Raw genomic sequence first — 22,422 nt, forward strand, 5'->3', positions numbered from 1 at the left:
ATGGTCACCCACCGGGGCACCTGGACGCTGCGGGACCGCGCCGAGAGCATCATGCGGGCCCTGCCGGTCACCGTGGCCCCGGGCGCCGCCGCGCTCACCGTACGCCTCGACCACCCCCGCGACGCCGGGGTGCTGGACCTCGGCTGCCTCGGGCCGGCCGGCTTCCGCGGCTGGTCCGGCGGCGCCCGCGACGAGTACACCATCACCGGCGACTGGGCCACCCCCGGCTACCTGCCGGGGGAACTGGAGCCCGGCGAGTGGCAGGTGCTGCTGCGGCTGCACCGCATCCCACCCGACAGGCTGCCGTACGAGGTCACCGCCACCACCAGCACCACCCCGCCCGCGCCGCCGGCTGCCGCGCCCGCGCCGCCCCGGCCGGACCGCCCGCCGCGCCGGGACCTGCCCGCGGTGGACGGGCGGCGCTGGCTCGCGGGTGACCTGCACGCGCACACCCTGCACAGCGACGGGGTGTCCACCGTCGACGAGCTGGCCGCCCTCGCCGTCTCGCGCGGCCTGGACTTCCTCGCCGTCACCGACCACAACACGGTCAGCCACCACCCCCACCTGCCCGCGTCCGCCGGCCGGTACGGCATCACCCTGCTGCCCGGGCAGGAGGTCACCACCGACCGGGGCCACGCCAACGTGTTCGGGCCGGTCGGCTGGATCGACTTCCGCGAGCCGCCCGACCACTGGCTCGCCGCGGCGGAACGGGCCGGCGGGCTGATGTCGGTCAACCACCCGCTCGGCGGCGACTGCGCCTGGCGGCAGCCGCTGGCCACCCGGACCCGGCTCGCCGAGGTGTGGCACTCCGGCTGGTGGGACCGCACCTGGGGCGCCCCGCTCGCCTGGGCGCAGGCGTGGCGGCCGGACGTCGTACCGATCGGGGGCAGCGACTTCCACCGGCCCGGCGCGGACGCGCTGCCCGGCGCCCCGACCACCTGGATCCTCGCCGACGGCGACCCGACCGACGAGGCCACCGTCCGCGCCGCCCTCGCGGCCGGTCGTACCGCCATCTCCGCCGGCCCTGACGCGCCGCTGCTGCTGCGGCTGGGCGACGAGCTGCTGGCCCTGGACGCGGACGGCGCGCTGCTGGGCTACCCCGACGGCCGGCACCGGGTCGTCCGGGGCGGCCGGTGCCTGCTGCCGGCCGCCGACGGACTGCACGTCCTGGAGTCCCACCGCATGGAGGTGATCGCACTGTGCAGCTGAGCGGACGTACCAGAGTGGCCGGCGCCCCGGTCAACTACGGCATCTACCAGCCGACCGACCCCGAGGTCGGTCCCGAGGACCTGCTCGCCTCGCTCGCCGCGGACGGCTACACCGGCGTGGACTCCGGCCCGATCGGCTACCTCGGCACCGGCGACCTGCTCGACCGCCGGCTCGCCGCGACCGGGATCGGGCTGGCCGGCGGCTGGGTCGACCTGCGCTTCACCGACCCGGACGGCTTCGCCGCCGACCTGGCCCAGCTCGACGCGGCGCTGGACGTGTTCACCGCGGTCACCGTCGACGACCCCCGGTTCGCGCCCCGCCCGACCCTGGCCTGCCCGGGCGACCCGGCCCGGATGGCCCGCCCCGGCACCCCGCCGGACCTGACCACCGCGCTGCCGGCCACCGAATGGCCCGGCTTCGCCGCCCGGGTGCAGCAGGCCGTCGACCGCTGCCGCGACCGCGGCCTGGAACCGGTGTTCCACTACCACCTGGGCACCCTGGTGGAGACCGAGGCGGAGGCCGACCGGCTGCTGGAACTCACCGACGTGGCGATCTGCCTGGACACCGGGCACCTGACCCTGGCCGGCGGCGACCCGGTCGCGGCGGCCCGCAGGTGGGCCGGGCGGATCGGCCAGGTGCACCTCAAGGGCGCCGACCTGGGCGTACACCGGCGGGTGCGGGACGCCGGGGGCGGCCTCACCGACGTCGTCGCGGCCGGCGGGTTCTGCCCGCTGGGCACCGGCGACGTGGACCTCGCCGCCGTGCTGCGCGAGCTGGACCAGACCGGCTACACCGGCTGGCTGGTGATCGAGCAGGACGCGCCCGCGCAGGGCCGGGACCTGGACCGGATCCGCGCCGACCAGCACGCCAACCTGCGCCGGCTGCAGGAGGCCCTGCGATGACCGAGCCGGGGAAGCGGATCCGGATCGCGGTGGCCGGGCTGGGCGTCATCGCCCGTACCGTGCACCTGCCGCTGCTGCAACGCCGCGCCGACCTGTTCGACGTGGTCGCGCTGAGCGACCTGTCCCCGACCCGGCTGGCCGAACTCGGCGACCGGTACGGCGTCGAACCGGACCGCCGGCACACCGACGCGGCCGGGATGCTCGGCGCGGGCGGCTGCGACGCCGTCCTGCTGGCCACCTCCGGCTCGCACGGCGACCTCGCCGCGACCGCGCTGCGCCACGGCCTGCCGGTGCTCTGCGAGAAACCGCTGGCCTACACCCTCGCCGAGACCGACCGGCTGGCCGGGGCCGACGCCGGCCTGATGGTCGGCTACATGAAGCAGTACGACCCGGCGGTGGCCGAGGCCGCCCGGCTGCTGGACGGCATCGGCGGCGCGGAGGCGGTGCACGCGGTCGAGGTGACCGTCCTGCACGCCGCCGGGGAGCAGCAGCTCACCTTCGCCAACCTGCCCCCGGCGCCCCGCGACCTGCCCGCCGAGGCGGTGGCCCGGCTGCGCGCGGCCGACGAACGGCTGCTGGACGCCGCCGTGGGCACCGACCCCGGCGCCCGCGCCCTCTACCAGATCCTGATCAACAGCATCTCGCACGACCTGTCGCTGCTGCGGCTGTTCACGGGGGCGCCGGCCACCGTGGACCACGCGGCGACCTGGCCGCTCCCCGACGGCCCGGCCGAGCCGTCGGTGGAGATCTCCGGCCGGCTCCCGTCCGGCGGCCGGTACGGCATCCGCTGGCTCAACCTGCCCGACGTCCCCGCCTACCGGGAGACGGTGACCCTGCACCACGCCCGGGGCGCCCTGGAACTGGTCTTCCCGTCGCCGTACCTGCTGAACGCGCCGACCACGCTGACCGTGGTGGACCGGCACGACGGCGGCGAGCGGCGGTCCGCGTTCCGGTCGGTGACCGAGGCGTTCGAGCAGGAACTGGTCGCCTTCCACGCGATGGTGACCGCGGGCGCGCGCCCGCTGACCGGCGTCGCCGAGGGCGCCGCCGACCTACGCACCAGCCAACAGGTGGTACGCCGCTACGGCGAGCTGACCGGCGCGGCGATCGGCGGAGAGGCGGGCAACTGATGCCGACGGAGATCATCGTGGTGCCGCACACCCACTGGGATCGGGAGTGGTACGAGCCGTTCCAGCGGTTCCGGCTGCGGCTGGTGGCGCTGCTCGACGAGGTGTTCGACCGGATGGCGACCGACGAGCGCCAGCGCTTCACCCTGGACGGCCAGCTCGCCGCGGTCGACGACTACCTGGAGGTCCGTCCCGAACGCCGGGCGCAGGTCGAGGCGCTGGTGCGGGCCGGCCGGCTGGCGATCGGGCCGTGGCAGATCCTGCTCGACGAGTTCCTCTGCTCCGGCGAGAACATCGTCCGCAACCTGGAACGCGGGCTGGCCCGTAGCACGGAACTCGGTGGGGCGATGCCGGTCGGCTACCTGCCCGACATGTTCGGCCACATCGCGCAGATGCCGCAGCTGCTGGCCGGCGCGGGCCTGGCCCACGCCTGCGTGTTCCGGGGGGTACCGGAGCGGGTGCGCTCGCACAGCTTCGCCTGGCGCTCCCCGGACGGCACCACGATCCGCACCGAGTACCTGCCCGGCGGCTACGGCAACGCGGCCGGGCTGATGGACGACCCTCGGCTGGTCACCCGCCGGGCCGCCGACCTGGCCGAACGGCTCACCGCCTGGCGGCCCGACGGGGTGGACACCCCGGTGCTGGCGATGTACGGCACCGACCACGCCGCGCCCGCGCCGGACGCCCCGGACCGGCTCGCCGCCGCCGACGTCGACGGGGTACGCCTGCGGCTGGGCACCCTCGCCGAGTACTTCGCCACCCAACCGACCACGGTGGACGGGCTGCCCGTGGTGGCCGGCGAGCTGCGCTCGCACGCCCGGGCCAACATCCTGCCCGGCGTGATCTCCGTACGCGCCCACCTGAAGCAGGCGATGGGCCGGGCCGAGCGGCGCGTCGAACGGTACGCCGAACCCCTCGCCGCGCTCTTCGGCGACCCGTCCACGCAGCGGTTCCTGGACATGGCGTGGACCCGGCTGATCGACGCGAGCTGCCACGACTCGGTGACCGGGTGCGGCTGCGACGAGACCGCCGAGCAGGTGGCCGCCCGGCTGGCCGAGGCGGACCAGCTCGGCCGGGCCGTCTGCGACCTCGTCGGGGCGCGGCTGGCCGCCGACGTGCCCCGCGACGGGTACCTGCTGTTCAACCCCACCCCGGCGCCCCGGACCGCCCTGGTCCGGCTGGACGTCGAGGCGCCGGCGGACGGGCCCGTCGGCCTGGTCGACGCGGCCGGCGCCGTCGCCCCGGCCCAGGTCCTCGACCGGGCCCGCACGCTGCTCGCCGACGACCTGGTGCCGGCGGCCGACCTGCCGGCGATCCTCACCCGGGTGCACGGCACCGAGCTGTACGGGCAGGAGATCACCGCCTGGTCGGTGTCGCCCGCCGACGCCACCCTCACCTTCGAGGTGGCCCGGCACGGCGACCCCACCTTCGACGTCGAGGACGTCCGGCTGGCCCTGGCCGACGCGGCCGGCCCGGACCGCTGGCGGGTCCGCATCGTCGCCGCCCCCCGGATGACCGTCGCGGCGCGGGTCACGGTGCCGCCGCTCGGTCTCGCCGGTTTCCGGCCGGTGGCCCTGCCCCACGCGGCGGCGCTGCCGGGACCGGCCGCCGGGCCGGCACTCGCCGACCCGTCGCGGGATGACGCCCCGCCGGTGACGGTGACCGGCCGGACCGTCGACAACGGCCTGCTGCGGGTCGAGGTCGCCGAGGACGGCACGCTGCGGCTGTCCACCCCGGACGGGCTGAGCGTCGACGGGATCGGCCGGCTCGTCGACGGCGGCGACGTGGGCGACAGCTACAACTACGCCCCGCCGGCCGCCGACGAACTGGTCGACAAGCCCCGGGCGGTGCGCACCGTCGTGGTGCACGACGGCCCGGTGGTCGCCGTGCTCGACGTGGTCCGCGAGTACCGCTGGCCGGTCGGCGCCGACATCGACGCCGGCTCGCGCCGGGTGGAACGGGAGACCACCCTCGTCACCACCCGGGTCGAGGTCCGCGCCGGCGAGCCCTTCGCCCGGCTGCGGCTGCACTTCGACAACCGCTGCGACGACCACCGGGTACGCCTGCACCTGCCGCTGCCGTCCCCGGCCCGCTCGTCGTACGCGGAGGGTCAGTTCGCGGTCGTGGAACGCGGGTTGACCGCCGAGGGCGGCGGTGGTGAGATGCCGCTGCCGACGTTCCCGGCCAACGGGTTCGTCGCCGCCGGGGGCGCGGACGGGTCCCTCGCGGTCCTGCTGACCCAGCCGACCGAGTACGAGCTGACCGACTCCGGTCGGGAGCTGGCGGTCACCGTGCTGCGCGCGATCGGGATGCTGTCGCGCAACCGGCACGCCCTGCGCGACGAGCCCGCCGGCCCGCAGTTGCCCACCCCGCAGGCGCAGTGCCGGGGCGGGCGCAGCGTCGACCTCGCCGTGCTGCCGTTCCGGGGCGACTGGGACTCCGCCGGGGTGGCGACGGCGGCCGAGGCGTACCGGCACGAGCTGCTGGCCTTCCCGGGCGGCGGCGACCCGTCGACGGCGCTGCCGGCGCCGGTGACCGGGCTGACCGTCGAGGGGGACGGCGTCACGCTGACCAGCGTCCGGGAGCGGGACGGCCGGATCGAGGCACGGGTGGTGGCGAGCCGGGACACCGCGGCGGTCATCGGCGCCGGCCGGCCCGTACGCGCCGGGTGCCGCGCCGACCTGCGCGGCCGGCCGGGCGAGGCGCTGCCGGTCGCCGACGGCGGGCTGGTCCGGCTGCCGTTGCGGGCCTGGGAGATCGCCACCGTCCAGCTCGATCTGGCCGGGTGAGGGGGCGGGGGTCGGGCGCGGCCCGACCCCGTCAGGCCGCCGGGGTGACCGCCCGCAACCACGCCTGGGCGATCAGCGCGTGCCCGAACGGGGTCGGGTGCACCCCGTCCCGGGTCCACACCCGCTCGTCCACGCCGGCGGCCTGGAACAGCTCGTCCACCGCGACCAGCGTCGCGTCGAACTCGGCGGCGAGCCGGCGCACCACGTCGACCTTCGGGTCCAGATCCTCCCGCCAGCGGCGCTGCTCGTCGTCGAGCGGAACCAGGAAGGGCTCGACCAGGACAATCCGCGCGCCCAGCCGGCGGGTGGACTCCAGGATGTGCCGGTAGTCGCGGGCGAAGTCGGCGGCGCTGGTGGGGTCGTCCCGGTCGTACCGCCGCCACATGTCGTTGACGCCGATCAGGATCGACACCACGTTCGGGGTGAGGGCCAGGCAGTCGCTCTCCCAGCGCGCGCGCAGGTCGCGTACCCGGTCACCGCTGACGCCCCGGTTGAGGAAGCCGACCCGGTGGCGGGGATGGCGGGCGGTGAACCAGGCGCCGGCCATCATCGCGTACCCGGTGCCGAGGTCGTCGCCGCAGGTCCGGTCCCGTCCGGCGTCGGTGATGCTGTCGCCGATGAACAGCACTCTGCCGCCGCGCGGCACCTCCACGGTCATCCGCCGTCTCCTCCCCACTGGACGCTGCTGCCATGATCATGCCGCAGCCGCCGGAGTCGTGCCGCACCACCCACGCGGGCAGCCGGTGACCGTCCCGCCGGCCCGCTCCCGACCGGTACGCCGGGAAAATTTCTCCGTCCGGCTGTTGCGTTCCGCCGGCCGGCACCGATGAAGCATTCGTGGCAAGGCGGCGGGCAGGGCGGAAAATTCACCCGAAGTTGACCTTGGCCGTTGCAATCAGCCCACAAACGGTGGTTGACTGCTCCACCATGCCAGAGCCGATCATCACGGACAGGCCGGTTATTTCGTGAGAAGCACCGACATCACCCCAGCAGCCTCGGCAGGTCGACGCCGGGCCACCTGGCGGCAGCGGGCGGCACGCTGGTTGGATCCCACCGTCGCCCAGTGGGCCGTCGCCCCACCGGAGCCCACCGAACCGCCACCCCCGGCCGACGAGCGCCCCAGCCCCTGGCCGGCCATCTGCGAGCAGTTCGCGATGCGGATCATGGCCTCGGCGTACCAGATGGGCTCCCACCTGGAGGCCGTCGAGGCCGACGAGCAGGACCCCGAACGGCTCGAGCGGCTCTACCGCATCGACCACGCGAACACCCGGATCCGCCGGCACGCGGAGAACCTCCAGGTGCTGCTGGGCCGCCGGGTCGAGGACGCCGACCCGCAGACCGTCACCCTGGTCGACGTGGTCCGGTCGGCCACCTCGGCCGTCGAGCACTACCCCCGGATCCGGGTCGGCCAGGTGGTGAACCTGGCGGTGGTCGAGTTCGCCGCCGACGACGTCATCCGGGTGCTCACCGAACTGCTCGACAACGCCACCCGGTTCTCCCCGCCCACCTCCCCGGTCATCGTCTCCGGCTTCATCACCGAGGACGGCAGCGTCCTGCTGCGCATCGAGGACGCCGGCGTCGGCATCCACCCCGACCACCTGACCCAGCTCAACCTCCTGCTCGGCGGCGCCCCGCACACCCCGGTCACCCTCGACCCGGCCGCCCACCTCGGCCTCGCCGTCGTGGCCCACCTGGCCGTCGCCCACCGGCTGCGGGTCACCCTCACCAACCGGCCCTCCGGCGGCACCACGGCCACCGTGCTGGTCCCCGGCGCGCTGCTCTGCGAGATCCCGGACCCGGCCGCCGCAGCCGCCTGGCCACCGTCGCCCGATCCGAACCCGGCCGCCGCCGCGCCACCCGCGCCCCGGTCGCCACGCCCCGGTCCGGTCCCAACCGGCACGCCACCGGCCTGGCCACCCCCCGCCACGCGCCGCACCGACCCCTGGAGCACGCCGATGCCCGCCGCGCAGGACAGCACGCACTCCCCGACCGTGCGCCTGCACACCGTCAACGGCACGGCCACCCCGTCCGAGCCCGCCACCGGCCTGCCCCGCAGGGTGCCCGAAAGCGTCCGCGACCACACCCCGATGCCCCGCCCCCCGGCCGAGCCCGGCGCCGGATCCCCGCCCGAGGCGTGGCCGGACGAGACGGCCGCGTTCGCCGCCGGGGTCAGCGACGCCCGCACCCCCACCGACCACGAAGGACGGCAGCAATGACCCACACGTACCCGGGCAACGGTACGGCCACCGCCGGCCAGGGGCTGCCGGACTGCGCCTGGCTGATCCGGCAGTTCGCCGAGGACGTACCCGGGGTCAGCCACGCGATGCTGGTGTCCCTCGACGGCCTCCAGCTCGCCGCCTCCCACGGCGTCGGCCGCGACCTCGGCGACCAGCTCGCCGCGCTGACCGCCGGCCTGCTCAGCATGGCCGACCGCAGCGCCGCCCTGCTCGACCTCGGCGCCTCCGAGTACCTGACCGTCCGGCTGCCGCGCGGGCACCTGCTGTTCATGCGGGTCGGCGAGTCCGCCGGCCTGGCGGTGGTCGCCGCCCCCGGCTGCGACCTGCGGATCGTCTCCTACCGGATGACCCAGTTCGTCGGTGCGGTGTGGCACGCCCTCACCCCGGCCGTCCGGCACGAGCTGCACCGGATGACCGCCAGCCAACCCCGCTGACCCGGCCGAAGGAAGCTGATCATGCCGATGAGGTACTGGAAGGTACGGCCGTACGTGCTGACCGCCGGACGCACCCGTACCCGCCAGCCGCTGCTGGTGCACACCCTGGTCTCGGTGCCCTACTACGACGCCGTGTTCGCCTCCGGCCTGCTGCCCGAGGCCCGCTCGCTGTACGAGCACGCCCGCCGGGCCGCGCGCTCGGTCGCCGAACTCTCCGCCGTCTGCGGGATGTCGCTGGGGGTGACCCGGGTCGTGGTGGACGACCTGGCCGCCACCGACCGGCTGCTCGTCCACCACGACCACGACAACGTCGACTTCCGCCTCCTGGAGAGACTGCGCGATGGCCTCCGCAAGCTTGCCTGACAATCCGCTGCTGACCTCGGCGAAGATCGTCATTGCCGGCGGCTTCGGGGTCGGCAAGACGACCTGCGTCGGGTCCATCTCGGAGATCCCGCCGATCAACACCGAGGCGTGGATGACCGCGGCCAGCGAGACCGTGGACCGGCTGGACCCGGGGATCGACAAGACGACCACCACCGTGGCGATGGACTTCGGCCGGCTGACCATCGGCCCCGACCTGGTGCTGTACCTGTTCGGCACGCCCGGCCAGCCCCGGTTCTGGCCGATGTGGGACGACCTGTGCCGGGGCGCGGTCGGCGCGCTGGTGCTCGTCGACACCCGCAACCTGGCCGCCTCCTTCCCGGCGGTCAACTACTTCGAGCAGGACAGCGACGTGCCGTTCGTGGTGTGTGTGAACCTCTTCGACGGACAGCTGCACCACCCGCTCGAGGACGTCCGCGCGGCGCTCGCGCTGCCCGCCCACGTACCCCTGACCGCCTGCGACGCCCGCGACCAGGCGTCGGTGGCCCGCGCGCTGCTGACGGTCGTGGAACACACCATGTCCCGCACCCCCCGGCCCACCGCGGGCGCCCTCGCGGCGCGGTAGCTCAACCTGGAGGAACCATGCGCAAGATCCTTGTCGTCGGGGCCGGACAGTCCGGTCTCCAGCTCGCCCTCAGCCTGCTCGCCGAGGGCTACGACGTGACCGTCATGTCCGCCCGCACGCCGGACGAGATCCGCCGGGGCTGGGTGATGAGCACGCAGGCGATGTTCGCCACGGCGCTGGGCACCGAACGTCGGTACGGGCTGGACCTGTGGGCGGACAAGGCGCCCCGGATCGAGGGACTGCACGTGTCGCTGTCCGCGCCGCCCGGCGAGCGGGCGCTGCGGATCGCCGCCCCGCTCGACGAACCGGCGCAGAGCACCGACCAGCGGATCAAGATGGCCGACTGGCTGGAACTGTTCGAACAGCGCGGCGGCACCGTCCTCTACCAGACCGTCACCACCTCCGACCTGGACGGGCTGACCCGGCTCGGCCGCTACGACCTGACCGTGGTCGCCGCCGGCAAGGGGGACCTGGTGGGCGTCTTCGACCGGGACCCGCAGCGCTCGGTGTATGACACGCCGCAGCGCGGGCTGGCCGTGGCGTACGTGCACGGCATGGCCCCGGACCCGCTGCTGCCGGTGCCGCACGTCGGCTTCAACGCCGTACCGGGCCTCGGCGAGCTGTTCGTCATCCCCGCGCTCACCCACTCCGGACCGTGCGAGATCCTCTTCTGGGAGGCGGTGCCGGGCGGTCCGCTGGACCTGTGGACCGAGCGGCGGGACCCCGCCGAGCACCTGAAACTCACCCTGGACCTGGTCCACCGCTACACCCCGTGGGTCTACGAGCGCTGCGCCGACGTCGAGCTCACCGACGGGCGGGCCACCCTCTCCGGCCGGTACACCCCGACCGTGCGCCACCCGGTGGCCGAACTGCCCTCCGGCGGGCTGGTGCTGGGCATGGCCGACGTGGTGGTGGCCAACGACCCGATCACCGGGCAGGGCAGCAACACCGCCGCGAAGTGCGCGTACTCCTACCTCGGGTCCATCCTGGAGCGCGGCGACCAGCCCTTCGACCGGGAGTGGATGACGCAGACCTTCGAACGGTTCTGGGCGGGCGCGGGCGAGGCCGTCACTGGCTGGACGAACGCCATGCTGCAACCGCTGCCGCCGCACGTGCAGCAACTGCTCGGCGCGGCCGCGCAGAACCCGACGGTCGCCCGCCGCTTCGCCAACGGGTTCAGCGACCCCAACGACTTCCGGGACTGGTTCATGACGCCGGACGCGGCCGAGCGGTACCTGGCCAGCGTCAGCGGCTGACCGGTCGGACCGGTATCGAGCCGCCCGCCGGGATCCCCCGCCCGGCGGGCACCCTCCGTGGCGGGCGGTCGGACCCACGTCCGGCTGCCCGCCGCGCCGGCACCGCGCGGAAACCCCGGTCCCGGGCCGGAACGATCGGCCACCCGCACTGCCGTTCATCAGGCGAAACAGTCCGTTCGGCCATGGTGGATGGACGCCGCACCTGCTGCCCTGGAGGACAGGACCAGTCGGTTGGTCACCAGGCCAGAATCGAGACCGGCATGGACAGCAACCACCTCCCGCGCGCCCGGCGCCACCCCATCCGTGCCCTCCTGGTCTGCGCCGGCACGGCGCTGGCGCTCACCGCGGCGGCGCCGGCCTCCGCCCACACCGCCACCGCCCCGGCCACCACCGCCCGCACGGCAGCCGTCGCGGCCACCGACCCCTCCCCCGGCAGCTTCACCGGGCTGGGCTTCGACGCGTGCACCGCCCCGTCCACCGCGACCATGCAGGCGTGGCTGGACGCCTCGCCCTACCGGGCGATCGGCATCTACTTCGGCGGCATCAACCGGGCGTGCACCCAGCCCAACCTGACCCCCTCATGGGTCGCCACCCAGCAGGCCGCGGGCTGGCACCTGATGCCGATCTACCTCGGACTGCAGGCGCCCTGCACGACGTCCACCAAGCGCTATCTCATCGACCCGGCGACCGCGTCGGCACAGGGACGCGCCCAGGCCGAGGACGCGGCCGCCCAGGCGAAGGCGCTCGGCCTGGCGCCGGAGAGCGTCCTCATCTTCGACATGGAGGCGTACCGGACCGACGATCCGGCCTGCCGCACCGCGGTGCTCGCGTTCATGAGCGCGTGGACGGGGCGGCTGCACGACCTCGGTTACCTCTCCGGCTTCTACAGCAGCCTGGCCTCGGGCGTCGCCGACCAGGTCGCCGCCTACCAGACGCCCGGCTACGTCCACCCCGACTACCTGGACTTCGCCCGCTGGGACGGCGTCGCGACGGTGTCCGACCCGGCCATCCCCGGCGCGTACTGGGCCCCGCAGCGGCGGATGAAGCAGTACCGGGGCGGCCACAACGAGACCTGGGGCGGCGTGACCATCAACATCGACAACGACTACCTGGACGTCGCGCCCATCCCGGCCACGCCCTTCGGCGACTTCACCGACAACGGCTGGTCCGACCTGCTGAGCCGCGAGACCGCCACCGGCAACCTGCGTCTCTACCACGGCAACGGGACGTCCCTGGTCAACCGCACCACGATCGGCACCGGGTGGAACGGCATGGACCTCATCATCCGCACCGACCTCACCCGGGACGGCCACGAGGACGTCATCGCCCGGAACAAGGCGACCGGCGACCTGTGGCTGTATCCGCACAGCCCGTCCGGGTGGGCCACCCGGATCCGCATCGGCACCGCCTGGAACACCATGCGCGAGATCACCCCCGCCCAGGACGTCGACGGGGACGGCTACCGGGACCTGCTGGCCGTGCAGACCTCCACCGGATACCTGTACCTCTACCCGGGCCGCGGCACGTCGTTCGCCTCCCGGATCGTGGTCGGCGCCGGCTGGAACAGCATGGACGAGCTCGCCGGGATCGGCGACGTCAACCGCGACGGCTACCAGGACCTGCTGGCCCGGCAGAAGTCCACCGGCTACCTCTTCCTCTACCCGGGACGGGCCGGCGGGTTCGGCGCCAGGCTGTCGGTCGGCGCCGGCTGGAACAGCATGCGCGACCTGGTCGCCGCCGGCGACTTCGACCGGGACGGCAACCCGGATCTGCTCGCCGTCGAGAAGGCCACCGGCTACCTGTACCGCTACCCGGGTCAGGGCACGAGCTTCCCCACCAGGATCCGCAGCGGCGCGGGCTGGAGCGGGATGCAACCCCTGCTGTGAGCTGACCTCGCTCAGGCCGTGACGTGGGCGCTGTCGCCGGCGGTCGCGGCGAACGAGGTGCCGCTGACCATCCGCGCCGCGTCGGAGGCGAGGAAGACCACCAGCGGCGCGACGTCCTCGGGCTGCACCCAGGGCACCCCGAGCGGGGTCTTCGCCCGCAGCGCCTCGACCGCGGTGCGCTCGTCGGCGGCGGCATCCCCGGACGGCGTCCGTCCGGCCTCGGCGATGGCCTGCGCGTACCGGTCCTGGTGCCGGGTCAGGGCGGTGTCGACCAGCCCGGGGATGACCGCATTCACCGTGATCCCGTGCGCGCCCAGCTCCAGCGCCGCCGACTTCACCAGCCCGATCAGCCCCCACTTCGACGCCGAGTACGCCGCCCCGTTCTTCGTGCCGTGCTGGCCCTGGGTGGACGAGGTGACGACGATCCGTCCGCCACCCCGGCGTACGAGCAGCGGGGCGAAGGTACGCAGCACGTTCGCGGTGCCGGTCAGGTTGACGTCGATCTGGTCGTGCCAGTCCGCGTCGGCCATCTCCAGCAGCGGCTTGAACGCCTGGATGCCGGCGTTGGCGAAGAGCACGTCGACGCCGCCGAGGTCCCGCTCGACCGCCTCGGCCACGGCCCGGACGGCGGCGATGTCCCGCTGGTCGGCGACGTGCGCGGACCAGCGCACGCCGGCCGCGGTGACCAGCCGGCCGGTCTCGGCCAGGTCCTCCGGGGTGGCGGGCGGGAAGTCGAGGATCGGGCTGACCGGACCGGCGACGTCCATGCCGGCCACGTCCGCGCCGGCCGCCGCCAGGGCCACGGCGGCGGCCCGGCCGATGCCGCGCGCGGCGCCGGTGACCACGGCGACCCGCCCGGCCAGCGGGCGCGCCGACGGCGTGCCTGAGGACATCGGCCCCTCACCTCCACACCGCCGTCGCGTCCGTCCACTCCCCTGGGTCGCCGCCTCGGCCGGTTCCCCGGGATGTCCGGACCGGGTCACCAGCTCTAGGGCGTCCTAGGAGGCTGGGTGGCACCGTCGGCCGGCCGTCCGGGCCCTTCTGCACCGTAGACCGCCCGGCCCGTCGCCGCCGGAGATCCGCCCGCACCGCAGGAGCCCGCACCATCGAGCCGGCGACCACAGGGCGCCACCGGGCGGACGGCGCCAGGCGGCGCACGGCAGACTGGGGGCATGGACAGGCGACGCCAGGAACTGCTCGGGGTGGACGTACCGGTCGCCGCCGCGCCGATGGCCGGCGGACCCACCACCGGCACGCTGGTCGCCGCGGTGGGCGCGGCCGGCGCGTTCGCGTTCCTGGCGGCCGGCTACAAGACCCCGGAGGCGGTGGCTGACGAGATCGCCGCGGCACGGGTGGGCGGCCTGCCGTTCGGCGTGAACGTCTTCGTGCCCACCCCGGTGCCCGTCGGCGAGGCCGACTTCCGCCGGTACGCCGGCCGGATCGCCGCCGAGGGCGCGCCCTACGGGCTGGACCTGGCGTCGGCCGCCCCCGTCGAGGACGACGACCACTGGGCGGCGAAGCTCGACCTGCTCGTCCGCGACCCGGTGCCGGTGGTCAGCTTCACCTTCGGGCTCCCGCCGGCCGCCGTCGTCCGGGACCTGCGCCGGGCCGGCAGCCGGGTCCTGGTCACGGTGACCGACCCGGCCGAGGCCGCGGCCGCAGCCGACCTCGGGGTGGACGGGCTGGTCGCGCAGAGCGGCCACGGCGGCGGCCACTACGGGACGTTCACCCCGGCCGCCCCGCCGCCCCTGCGGCCGCTGCCCGACGTGGTCGGCCTCGTCGCCGACCGGACCGGGCTGCCCGTCCTCGCCGCCGGCGGCGTCGCCGGGCCGGCCGACGTGCGGGAAGCGCTGACCGCCGGCGCGACCGCCGTGCTGGTCGGCACGCTGCTGCTGCGGGCGGCGGAGAGCGGCACCAGCCGCACCCACCGCGACGCGCTGGCCGACCCACGGCGGGACGGGACCGTGGTCACCCGCGCGTTCACCGGGCGACCGGCCCGCGGGCTGCGCAACGCCTTCATCGACCGGTACGACGCGGAAGCCCCGCTGGGCTACCCCGCGCTGCACCACCTGACCCGGCCGCTGCGCACCGCCGCCGCCCAGGCCGGCGACGCCGACCGCCTGCACCTGTGGGCCGGCACCGGCTGGCGGGCCGCCCGGGCCGCCCCGGCGGCAGAGATCATCGCCGACGTCACCCGCGATCTCTGACCCGCGGAAGCCGTCGTCTTCTCGCCCGAACACTCCATCGGACTGCCCAACCTCGGTCACCTCGGCTGCGCTTACCGCGAAGCCCTCGTCATCAGTGGGCCCGCTGGCGGTCAGATGCGGGCGGACGACACAGCCGGTGACGGCGGGTTCCGAACTCTGCAGGAGTCCGACGGGAGCCCTATGGGTTTCACTCGCTGGCACCGAGGCCGGCTCGAACAGGCGGAAGAGCAAACCCAGTCCCGAGCGAGCCGGGATTCGCCGTAGCGCATGGACGGCGGCATAGAGTTCGTGAAAACCACTGCGACTGCCGCCGTTCAGACGTCCATGCGGTCTAGCTCCGCGCAGCCGAGTCATCGTCGGTCAGGGCGGTTGCCCATTCGTCGGACCATCGGACGAGTGGACGTAACGCGCGATAGGCGCCATGGCCTAGCTCGGTGAGGTGGTAGGCGGCGTCTGGTTGCTGTTCGACGATTCGGGCGTCGAGTAGTTCGGTCAGCCGCTGTCGCAGGACGCTGGACGACATGTCGTCACAGCGCTGCTGAAGTGCCCGGAAGCCGAGCGCGCCGTGCTGCAGTTCCCAGACGATGCGCAGGTTCCATCGGCGTCCGAACAGGTCGAGCGCCGCCATCAGGGGTCGCCCAGTGCTTGACCCCCGAACCCGCCGTCCCGGCCTCGGCACTGCCATGGTTGCCACCTTCCGCTCCCCCTGGCGCTTCGGTTTCCGATACAGTATCGTCCCGCCCGGTGCTTCTGTTTCAGAAGCACGAGAGAGAGCGGAGGAAGTCGAGGATGATCATGCTACGCACTCCGCTGTGCGAGCGGCTGGGCATTGACGTGCCGATTGTCCAGGCGCCGATCGGCTCCGCCGCGGCACCACAACTAGTCGCAGCGGTCGCCGACGCCGGTGGTCTTGGCATGCTGGCATTGACCTGGCGGGGCCCTGAGCAAGCGCGCCGCGACATCGGCCTGGTGCGCCGCCTGACCGCGCAGCCGTTCGCAGCGAACCTGGTGCTGGACTTTCCGATGGCTGACACGTTGTCTGTCTGCTTGGACGAGGGCGTGCCGATCATCTCCACCTTTTGGGGTGACCCCTCACGCGTCAGCCGGCAGATTCATCAGGCCGGAGCACTGCACATGCACACGGTGGGCAGCGTGCCGGAGGCTGTCGATGCCGCCGATTGCGGCGTCGACATCATCGTGGCTCAAGGTTGGGAGGCCGGCGGCCACGTTCGCGGCACGACGACCACCATGGTCTTGGTGCCGGCCGTGGTCGACGCGGTGGATCCGGTTCCAGTCATGGCCGCGGGGGGAATCGGCGATGGTCGCGGTGTCGCCGCGGCGCTGACTCTCGGCGCGCAGGGCGTGTGGCTCGGCACGCGTTTTCTGGCAACCACCGAGGCATTCACCCACGACGTCTACCGGCAGCATCTCCTTGACGCCGCAGCCGAGGACGCCGTGTACACCCACTGTTTCGACGGAGGATGGCCGCAGGCGGCGCATCGCGCCGTGCGAAACGCGACCCTGCAGCGGTGGGAGGAGGCCGGATCACCCCCGGCGCCGCGACGGCCCGGCGAAGGCGACATCGTGGCCGTCGACGCTGCCGGTCATGCTCACCACAGGTACGAGGATCTGATGCCGCTGCCCGGCATGACGGGTGACGTTGGCGATATGGCTCTTTACGCCGGGCAGTCAGTCCAGTTCGTCCACGATGTTCCCCCAGCGGCGCGGGCAGTCCGCGACGTCGCGGCGCAGGCCGCCGCCACCCTCGAGCAGCTGGGTTACGCGACGCGGCACGTCGCAGATCGGACGCGGCAGCGATGATCGGTGAACGGGTCCGCCGGAAGGCTGTGCCCGTTTCCGATCAGCATCGTCAACACCTGTGTCCGCGACGATCGCGGTCGCCGCCCTCGGTGTCGCCCCGGACCTGCTCGCCCCCGGCGCCTGCGTCGCCTCACCTGACCGACCGCGGCGTCACCGACCTCAGCGTCGATATGGTCGACGCTCTCGGCAGCCCTGCCATCACCACCTCCACCGCCAAAGCCCGACCGGTCCGACGATTCTGGTAGGCGGCACGGCAACCATCACCCGCACCGCCATCCTCTGACCCGGCCAGTCCCGCCGCCGGCCGTCGCCGCCCTGCGCGAGCCGCAACTCCTCCGACGCTGCCGGCCACCAGTCGCAATGCCCTCACATCGGCGCCCGCCGCCATCCGTGGACAGCCGGCCGCGCTCCGTGACGCGCGGTCTGCGGCAGATGAGCGCAGGCCTGCCGGAGCGTCGACGACAAGCGCCGGAGGCGTTGGGGGCCGGCATACTTGGCCGGTGTTCGACTTCGGGATCGCCGGGTATCAGCCGCGTTGGTTGAACGGGAAAGACAAGGTCGCGAAGCATCACGGACGGCGTCTGGGCAGGCTTGTCGGCCGCGGGCTGACGGGCCCGTGGGTAGTGTGGGACACCGAGAGCGACGAGTGGTTTGCCGACTGCCCGGTGGTGCTCGACTTCGCCGGGGAGCGTCTGGAAGTCAATCACCAGAAGTTCGATGACCTGTCGATCACATGGAACTCGGTGGACGTGACCCGGCCACCGGTGTGGCCGACATCGGACGGCTTCCGGCTGGTCTGGCGCGATGACGTTCCCGCCGTGTTGGCTGCCCGGCCGGATCGTGCACCACCCGGTGCCCGTCGCTGATGACTCGGCGGGTGCCCGGGTCGACCGGGTCAGTGCCCGCCCAGCTCACCGGGGTCACGCCCAACTCCACCTCGAACCCGGACCGCCGGCGTACGCGGACCTCCCGCAGCGGTCCCCAGTCCGCCGACCGGACGACCTCGCCAGCGAGCAGGCCGGTCCAGACCTCCGGCTCGGCGTACCCCGCGTTGTCGGTGAGGACCACGACGTCGACATCGGAGTCCATCCGCGCGGTCCCGCGGGCCCACGAGCCGACGACGACCACCCCGCGGACGTCCTCGTGCCCAGCCGCCCACCCGGCCACCAGGTCGACCACCGATAGGGCTTCCCGGGATCGCTCCTCCGTCACCATCCGGCGAGTCTCACACGCACCCGAGACTTCGGGAACCGGTCGTACGTCCGGGCGGTCGAAGGATCTCGTGAAGGTCCGGCGGCGTCGCCTGCTCATCTGCGGAGCCCTTGCAGTTGTCCTGGTGGGAATCCTCGGCGTGGGCCACCACTTCACCTGGTGGGGCCCGGAGCCACCACGCGACCCGGCCGCGCTCGTGCTGCGGATCGAGTTCGTCAAGGGCATGTCGCTTTCCGATCGCCTCCACCTTGCCGTCCCCGACATCTCCGTGTACGGCGACGGGCGGGTGGTGACCACGGCGACCGATCTGACCCGGATGCCTGCCCGGAACGTGGTGCACGATCAGCGACTCACCCGCCTCGCGTACCGCCAGGTCTATCGCGACGCCCACCTTGCCGGGTTGGCCCTCTCCCGCACCTTCCACAGCGAGGAGCAGATCAGCGACGGTGGAACCACCGTCATCACGCTCCTAGCCGGCGAGCGGCGGCAGATCTCCACCGTGCACGTGGGGGCCGGTGGTGCCCGGGTCTGGCTGATCGACCGGCTTATTGCCCGGTTGCGGTCCCTGCCACGCGGTGATCTGGCCGCAGCGCCGGTGCCGTACCGTCCGGCGCGGATGGCGATCGTGGCGTGGCGCGCTCCGGAGAGTTCGACCGGCAGCTCGCCCGATATGGGGAACCCGACCCTGCCGTGGCCACTGCGGCCGCTCCAGGCCGGCCAGCAGGAGACCTGCGCCGTCCTGGCCGGGGTCGAGGCCGAAGCCGCGACGGGACTCGCCAGCGCCGCCTCGCCCAACACGCGGTGGCGCAGCGGCCCCGACCTGTTCACCGTGGTGTTCCGGCCATTGCTCCCGGACGAGAAGGACTGTACGTCGGTGACCCGATGAGCCCGACCGTTGCCGTATCCGGCAGCCCGCCGGACGGAGGGGCGTCGAGCCACCGGCTCCGCAGGGTCATCCGCCGAGGTTGGTCAGCAGTCGTCCCGGTCAGGGGGTGAGGCGGTGCAGCAGCCAACCCGCGTCCGGGTTCACCACGGCCTCGCCGCCGGCCACCACCGTGGGGACCGTCTCGTCGCCGCCGGTGACCGCCCGGACCGCCGCCGCCCCGTCCGGGTCACGCCAGATGTTCACCCAGTGCACCCGACCGGCGCGGCGGCCGAGCCGGCGGCGCAGCCGCAGGCAGTACCGGCAACCAGGCCGCCAGTACACGATCGGTCGGCCGTCGCGGGCGCTGCGTTCCTGGGCCTGCGCGGCGGTCACCGACCTCGGGAAGACCAGCGGCGAAAGCAGCACGGCCAGCACCGCGAAGACGACGAACTCCGCACCGGCCACCCACGGCTCGTCCTGGCTGGCCGCGACGAGCACCCCGCAGGCCAGCATCAGACCGGCGAACCACCAACTCCGTAGCACGCCGCGGAATGCTACGCGGCGGCGTGGCCGGTTCCGCCGGGCGGCTGCGGAAACCGGATGTCCGACGAAACCGGCACGGCCGGTCAGGCGGTGGCGTCGGCCAGGAGTTCCAGCAGGTGGCGGTAGGGCTGGCCGGTCGCCCGGGCCATCCCGATCTCGCAGGTGCGGTTCACCGACGCGTACCCGTCGAAGTGCCGCCCGGCGACCGCGGCGGCCTCGGCGCGGGTGGCCGAGGCGGTCAGCTCCGGGTGCAGCAGGCCCCGGTCGCCGGCGAAGCCGCAGCACTGCCAGCCGTCCGGCACCACCACCTCGTCGGCGACCGCCCGGGCCACGGTGAGCAGCGCCTCGTCCAGCCCCAGCCGGGTGGACGAGCAGGTGGGGTGCAGGGCCAGCGAGCCGAGCCGGTGCCGGACGGTGAGCCGGGGCAGCAGCTCGTCGGCGACGTACGCGACGGCGTCGACGACCCGCAGCCCACCGGCGTCGGCGACCAGCTTGGCGAAGCCCTCGGTGCAGGAGGCGGCGTCGCTGACCACCGGCAGCGCGCCGTCGCGGCTGGCCGCCCGCAGCGCCGGCGGCACCCGGTCCCGCATCGCCCGGTAGCCGGCGGTGAGGCCCTTGGAGGACCACGGGGTGCCGCAGCACATGCCGGCCACCCCGTCCGGCACGAGCAGGCGTACCCCGGCCCGGTCGGCGAGGGTGAGCAGCGCGGTGGCGACGCCGGAGCCGCCCTCGGCCGGGGCGAAGAGGGTGCCGAGGCAGGACGGGACGAAGACCGCGTCCGGGTCGTCGACCGGCCGGGGCCGGCGGACCGCGCCGCCCCGCGGCAGGTCGCGCCGCCACTGCGGGACCCGCTCGTCGCCGAGGGCCGCGCGGGCGGCCCGGGTGGCCGCCTCGGGCAGCGCGGGCGGCAGCGCGCCGGCCAGGTCGAGGCCGCGCGCCATCCCCCGGGTGGCCGCGCCCCACCGGTTCGCGGCGCCCCGCCAGCCGGACTGGGCGAGGCCGCCGTTGGCCTCCGTACGCAGCCGTTTCACCAGGTCACCGGTGTTGATGAGGACCGGGCAGGCGGTGGCGCACATGCCGTCGACGGCGCAGGTCTGCACCGCGTCGTAGTCGTACGCCGATTCCAGCTCGCGGGCCAGGGCGAGGTCGCCGCCGGCGCGGGCGGCGGCGATCTCCCGGCGCAGCACGATCCGCTGCCGGGGCGTGGTGGTCAGGTCCCGGCTGGGGCAGACCGGCTCGCAGTAGCCGCACTCGACGCAGCGGTCCACCTCCTCCTCCACGGTCGGCACGGTCTTCAGGTGCCGCATGTGGATCTCGGGGTCGTCGCTGAGCAGCACGCCCGGGTTGAGCACCCCGTCGGGGTCGCAGAGCGTCTTCAGCTCGCGCATCACCGCGTACAGCTCGTCGCCGAACTGGCGGCGGACGTACGGGGCCATCACCCGGCCGGTGCCGTGCTCGGCCTTCAGCGTGCCGCCGTGGCCGAGGACCAGGTCCACCATCTCCTCGGTGAACTCGGCGTACCGGGCCGGGGCCTCACCGTGGGAGAAGCGCTCGTTGAGCATGAAGTGCAGGTTGCCGTCCTTGGCGTGGCCGAAGATGACGCTCTCCTCGTACCGGTGCCGGGCGAACAGGTCGGCGAGGGCGGCGCAGGTGTCGGCGAGCGCGTCCACCGGGACGGCGATGTCCTCCAGCAGCGCCGTCGTGCCGGAGGGGCGGGCGCCGGCGACGGCCGCGTACAGGCCCTTGCGGATGTGCCAGAACGCGGCGCGGGCCGCGGCCTCGCCGCTGAGCCGGGCCGGGGCGGTCAGCGGCAGCTCGGCCAGCACCGGCCGGGCCTGCGCCACCCGCGCGGCCAGGGCGTCCGGGTCGGACTCCTGCCACTCCACCAGCAGCGCCGCGTGCTCCCGCACGGCGAGTCCGCGCAGCGCGGCGTCCGCCTTCGGGTCGGCCTGGGCGACGCGCAGGGCGGCGGCGTCGAGCAGCTCGACCGCCGCCGGCCCGGCGGCCACCAGCGCCGGCATCGCGGCCATCGCCGCGCCCAGGGTGTCGAAGACGAGCAGGCCGGTCGCGGCGTGCCGGTGCACGGGTACGGTGCGGAAGGTCGCCGCCGCGACGAAGGCGAGGGTGCCCTCGCTGCCCACCACGAGCCGGGTGAGCAGGTCGGCGGGCGAGTCGTGGTCGAGGAACGGGTTCACCCCGTAGCCCATGGTGTTCTTCATGGCGTACTGGGCGCGGATCCGGCGCACCGAGTCGGGGTTGCCGCGCACCCGGTCGCGCAGCCGCAGCAGGCCGGCGTGCAGGTCGGGTTCGGTGGCCCGCAGCCGGTCGTCGGCGTCCGGGGCGCCGGTGTCCAGCACGGTGCCGCTGGGCAGCACCAGCTGCACCGACTCCAGGGTGCGGTAGGTGTTGTACTCGGTGCCGCAGGTCATGCCGCTGGAGTTGTTGGCCACCACGCCGCCGACGGTGCAGGCCGACTCGCTGGCCGGGTCCGGGCCGAGCTTGCGGCCGTACGGGGCGAGCCGGGCGTTGACCTGCCGCAGCACCACCCCGGGCTGCACCCGGACCCGCCGGCCGTCGTCGAGGACGGCCAGGTCGCGGAAGTGCCGCCGGGTGTCGACGAGGAGCTGGTCGGTGACGGCCTGCCCGCTGAGGCTGGTGCCACCGGAGCGGAAGGTCAGCGGGGTCCCGGTGCGGCGGCTGTGCCGCAGCAGCGCCGCCACCTGCTCGGCGTCGGCCGGGGTGACCACCGCGCTCGGGTGCAGCAGGTAGTGGGAGGCGTCGTGGGCGAGCCGGAACCGGTCCGCCGCACCCGTCCGGACCCCGCCGGGCACCGCCGCCTCCAGTCCGGCCCGCGCGCTCGTGCTCAGCTGCACCATGGTCGCCGCACCTCCCCCGCCCACACCCTAGTCAGCTCCGCCGGCGCCCCGCCGACCCCTTGCCCTCCGCATCGACCCTGATAGATACTCGCGGCTACAGCGTCCGCCGAGG

The 22,422-nt window shown here is 74.2% G+C and carries 19 protein-coding genes; 13 read left to right on the forward strand and 6 right to left on the reverse strand.

The window, feature by feature from the left end:
* Genes ACGFI9_RS10220 through ACGFI9_RS10235 form a run of 4 tightly spaced genes read left to right on the forward strand, consistent with a single transcriptional unit; the run spans position 1 to position 6,027 of the window.
* On the forward strand, positions 1-1,209 hold the full coding sequence (locus ACGFI9_RS10220) for a CehA/McbA family metallohydrolase (RefSeq protein WP_393177162.1): 1,209 nt from the start codon (positions 1-3) through the stop codon (positions 1,207-1,209).
* Complete coding sequence (locus ACGFI9_RS10225; RefSeq protein ID WP_393177164.1) at positions 1,200-2,111, forward strand: sugar phosphate isomerase/epimerase family protein; 912 nt, start codon at positions 1,200-1,202, stop codon at positions 2,109-2,111. The genes ACGFI9_RS10220 and ACGFI9_RS10225 overlap by 10 nt, the downstream gene beginning before the upstream one ends.
* Entirely contained in the window at positions 2,108-3,241 is a 1,134-nt protein-coding gene (locus ACGFI9_RS10230; RefSeq protein ID WP_393177166.1) for a Gfo/Idh/MocA family protein, read from the forward strand. Before ACGFI9_RS10225 ends, ACGFI9_RS10230 begins: the two co-directional genes overlap by 4 nt.
* A complete protein-coding gene (locus ACGFI9_RS10235; protein ID WP_393177168.1) occupies positions 3,241-6,027 on the forward strand; it encodes a hypothetical protein in 2,787 nt (928 codons plus the stop codon). The genes ACGFI9_RS10230 and ACGFI9_RS10235 overlap by 1 nt, the downstream gene beginning before the upstream one ends.
* A 31-nt stretch (positions 6,028-6,058) precedes the next feature.
* Here the strand turns inward: ACGFI9_RS10235 and ACGFI9_RS10240 are convergent, their stop codons facing one another.
* Positions 6,059-6,685 carry an SGNH/GDSL hydrolase family protein gene (locus tag ACGFI9_RS10240; protein WP_393177170.1) on the reverse strand — a complete coding sequence of 209 codons (627 nt, stop codon included), beginning with the start codon at positions 6,683-6,685 and terminating at the stop codon, positions 6,059-6,061.
* Between the two features lie 307 nt (positions 6,686-6,992).
* Between ACGFI9_RS10240 and ACGFI9_RS10245 the strand changes: the two genes are divergently transcribed.
* From ACGFI9_RS10245 to ACGFI9_RS10270, 6 genes are all read left to right on the forward strand, one after another.
* A complete protein-coding gene (locus ACGFI9_RS10245; RefSeq protein ID WP_393177172.1) occupies positions 6,993-8,243 on the forward strand; it encodes a sensor histidine kinase in 1,251 nt (416 codons plus the stop codon).
* Positions 8,240-8,698: a roadblock/LC7 domain-containing protein gene (locus ACGFI9_RS10250; protein ID WP_393177174.1), complete on the forward strand. Its 459-nt coding sequence runs from the start codon at positions 8,240-8,242 to the stop codon at positions 8,696-8,698. The genes ACGFI9_RS10245 and ACGFI9_RS10250 overlap by 4 nt, the downstream gene beginning before the upstream one ends.
* A 21-nt stretch (positions 8,699-8,719) precedes the next feature.
* Complete coding sequence (locus tag ACGFI9_RS10255; RefSeq protein ID WP_393177176.1) at positions 8,720-9,061, forward strand: DUF742 domain-containing protein; 342 nt, start codon at positions 8,720-8,722, stop codon at positions 9,059-9,061.
* Complete coding sequence (locus ACGFI9_RS10260) at positions 9,039-9,644, forward strand: ATP/GTP-binding protein (RefSeq protein ID WP_393177178.1); 606 nt, start codon at positions 9,039-9,041, stop codon at positions 9,642-9,644. The genes ACGFI9_RS10255 and ACGFI9_RS10260 overlap by 23 nt, the downstream gene beginning before the upstream one ends.
* A 17-nt stretch (positions 9,645-9,661) precedes the next feature.
* Entirely contained in the window at positions 9,662-10,900 is a 1,239-nt protein-coding gene (locus tag ACGFI9_RS10265; RefSeq protein WP_393177180.1) for a styrene monooxygenase/indole monooxygenase family protein, read from the forward strand.
* Between the two features lie 260 nt (positions 10,901-11,160).
* On the forward strand, positions 11,161-12,786 hold the full coding sequence (locus ACGFI9_RS10270) for a glycoside hydrolase domain-containing protein (RefSeq protein ID WP_393177182.1): 1,626 nt from the start codon (positions 11,161-11,163) through the stop codon (positions 12,784-12,786).
* Between the two features lie 11 nt (positions 12,787-12,797).
* Here the strand turns inward: ACGFI9_RS10270 and ACGFI9_RS10275 are convergent, their stop codons facing one another.
* Entirely contained in the window at positions 12,798-13,679 is an 882-nt protein-coding gene (locus ACGFI9_RS10275) for an SDR family NAD(P)-dependent oxidoreductase (RefSeq protein ID WP_393177184.1), read from the reverse strand.
* Between the two features lie 279 nt (positions 13,680-13,958).
* On the opposite strand from ACGFI9_RS10275, the gene ACGFI9_RS10280 reads away from it, so the two are divergent.
* Positions 13,959-14,993, forward strand: coding sequence for an NAD(P)H-dependent flavin oxidoreductase (locus ACGFI9_RS10280; RefSeq protein WP_393177186.1), 1,035 nt, complete (start codon positions 13,959-13,961; stop codon positions 14,991-14,993).
* Between the two features lie 331 nt (positions 14,994-15,324).
* On the opposite strand, the gene ACGFI9_RS10285 is transcribed toward ACGFI9_RS10280, so the two are convergent.
* Positions 15,325-15,621: a winged helix-turn-helix transcriptional regulator gene (locus tag ACGFI9_RS10285; protein WP_393177188.1), complete on the reverse strand. Its 297-nt coding sequence runs from the start codon at positions 15,619-15,621 to the stop codon at positions 15,325-15,327.
* 116 nt (positions 15,622-15,737) lie between these two features.
* On the opposite strand from ACGFI9_RS10285, the gene ACGFI9_RS10290 reads away from it, so the two are divergent.
* Positions 15,738-16,814, forward strand: a complete 1,077-nt coding sequence (locus ACGFI9_RS10290; RefSeq protein ID WP_393177190.1) for an NAD(P)H-dependent flavin oxidoreductase — start codon at positions 15,738-15,740, stop codon at positions 16,812-16,814.
* Between the two features lie 729 nt (positions 16,815-17,543).
* Here ACGFI9_RS10290 and ACGFI9_RS10295 read toward each other — a convergent pair.
* On the reverse strand, positions 17,544-18,029 hold the full coding sequence (locus tag ACGFI9_RS10295) for a nucleotidyltransferase domain-containing protein (protein ID WP_393177192.1): 486 nt from the start codon (positions 18,027-18,029) through the stop codon (positions 17,544-17,546).
* Positions 18,030-18,150: 121 nt separating this feature from the next.
* On the opposite strand from ACGFI9_RS10295, the gene ACGFI9_RS10300 reads away from it, so the two are divergent.
* Entirely contained in the window at positions 18,151-18,912 is a 762-nt protein-coding gene (locus tag ACGFI9_RS10300; RefSeq protein ID WP_393177194.1) for a hypothetical protein, read from the forward strand.
* A 99-nt stretch (positions 18,913-19,011) separates the two neighbouring features.
* On the opposite strand, the gene ACGFI9_RS10305 is transcribed toward ACGFI9_RS10300, so the two are convergent.
* Both ACGFI9_RS10305 and ACGFI9_RS10310 read right to left on the reverse strand, forming a co-directional pair.
* On the reverse strand, positions 19,012-19,434 hold the full coding sequence (locus ACGFI9_RS10305) for a glutaredoxin domain-containing protein (protein ID WP_393177196.1): 423 nt from the start codon (positions 19,432-19,434) through the stop codon (positions 19,012-19,014).
* 83 nt (positions 19,435-19,517) lie between these two features.
* On the reverse strand, positions 19,518-22,310 hold the full coding sequence (locus ACGFI9_RS10310; protein WP_393177198.1) for an FAD-binding and (Fe-S)-binding domain-containing protein: 2,793 nt from the start codon (positions 22,308-22,310) through the stop codon (positions 19,518-19,520).
* Between the last annotated feature and the right edge of the window lie 112 nt (positions 22,311-22,422).

The organism is Micromonospora sp. NPDC048930, assembly GCF_043197935.1.
Taxonomy (GTDB): domain Bacteria; phylum Actinomycetota; class Actinomycetes; order Mycobacteriales; family Micromonosporaceae; genus Micromonospora.

Bases quoted from the DNA above. Each gene is read 5' to 3' on its own strand.
- ACGFI9_RS10220 (WP_393177162.1), top strand. From the start codon at position 1: ATGGTCACCCACCGGGGCACCTGGACGCTGCGGGACCGCGCCGAGAGC.
- ACGFI9_RS10230 (WP_393177166.1), top strand. From the start codon at position 2,108: ATGACCGAGCCGGGGAAGCGGATCCGGATCGCGGTGGCCGGGCTGGGC.
- ACGFI9_RS10235 (WP_393177168.1), top strand. From the start codon at position 3,241: ATGCCGACGGAGATCATCGTGGTGCCGCACACCCACTGGGATCGGGAG.
- ACGFI9_RS10240 (WP_393177170.1), bottom strand. From the start codon at position 6,685: ATGACCGTGGAGGTGCCGCGCGGCGGCAGAGTGCTGTTCATCGGCGAC.
- ACGFI9_RS10250 (WP_393177174.1), top strand. From the start codon at position 8,240: ATGACCCACACGTACCCGGGCAACGGTACGGCCACCGCCGGCCAGGGG.
- ACGFI9_RS10255 (WP_393177176.1), top strand. From the start codon at position 8,720: ATGCCGATGAGGTACTGGAAGGTACGGCCGTACGTGCTGACCGCCGGA.
- ACGFI9_RS10260 (WP_393177178.1), top strand. From the start codon at position 9,039: ATGGCCTCCGCAAGCTTGCCTGACAATCCGCTGCTGACCTCGGCGAAG.
- ACGFI9_RS10265 (WP_393177180.1), top strand. From the start codon at position 9,662: ATGCGCAAGATCCTTGTCGTCGGGGCCGGACAGTCCGGTCTCCAGCTC.
- ACGFI9_RS10270 (WP_393177182.1), top strand. From the start codon at position 11,161: ATGGACAGCAACCACCTCCCGCGCGCCCGGCGCCACCCCATCCGTGCC.
- ACGFI9_RS10275 (WP_393177184.1), bottom strand. From the start codon at position 13,679: ATGTCCTCAGGCACGCCGTCGGCGCGCCCGCTGGCCGGGCGGGTCGCC.
- ACGFI9_RS10280 (WP_393177186.1), top strand. From the start codon at position 13,959: ATGGACAGGCGACGCCAGGAACTGCTCGGGGTGGACGTACCGGTCGCC.
- ACGFI9_RS10285 (WP_393177188.1), bottom strand. From the start codon at position 15,621: ATGGCGGCGCTCGACCTGTTCGGACGCCGATGGAACCTGCGCATCGTC.
- ACGFI9_RS10295 (WP_393177192.1), bottom strand. From the start codon at position 18,029: ATGGTGACGGAGGAGCGATCCCGGGAAGCCCTATCGGTGGTCGACCTG.
- ACGFI9_RS10310 (WP_393177198.1), bottom strand. From the start codon at position 22,310: ATGGTGCAGCTGAGCACGAGCGCGCGGGCCGGACTGGAGGCGGCGGTG.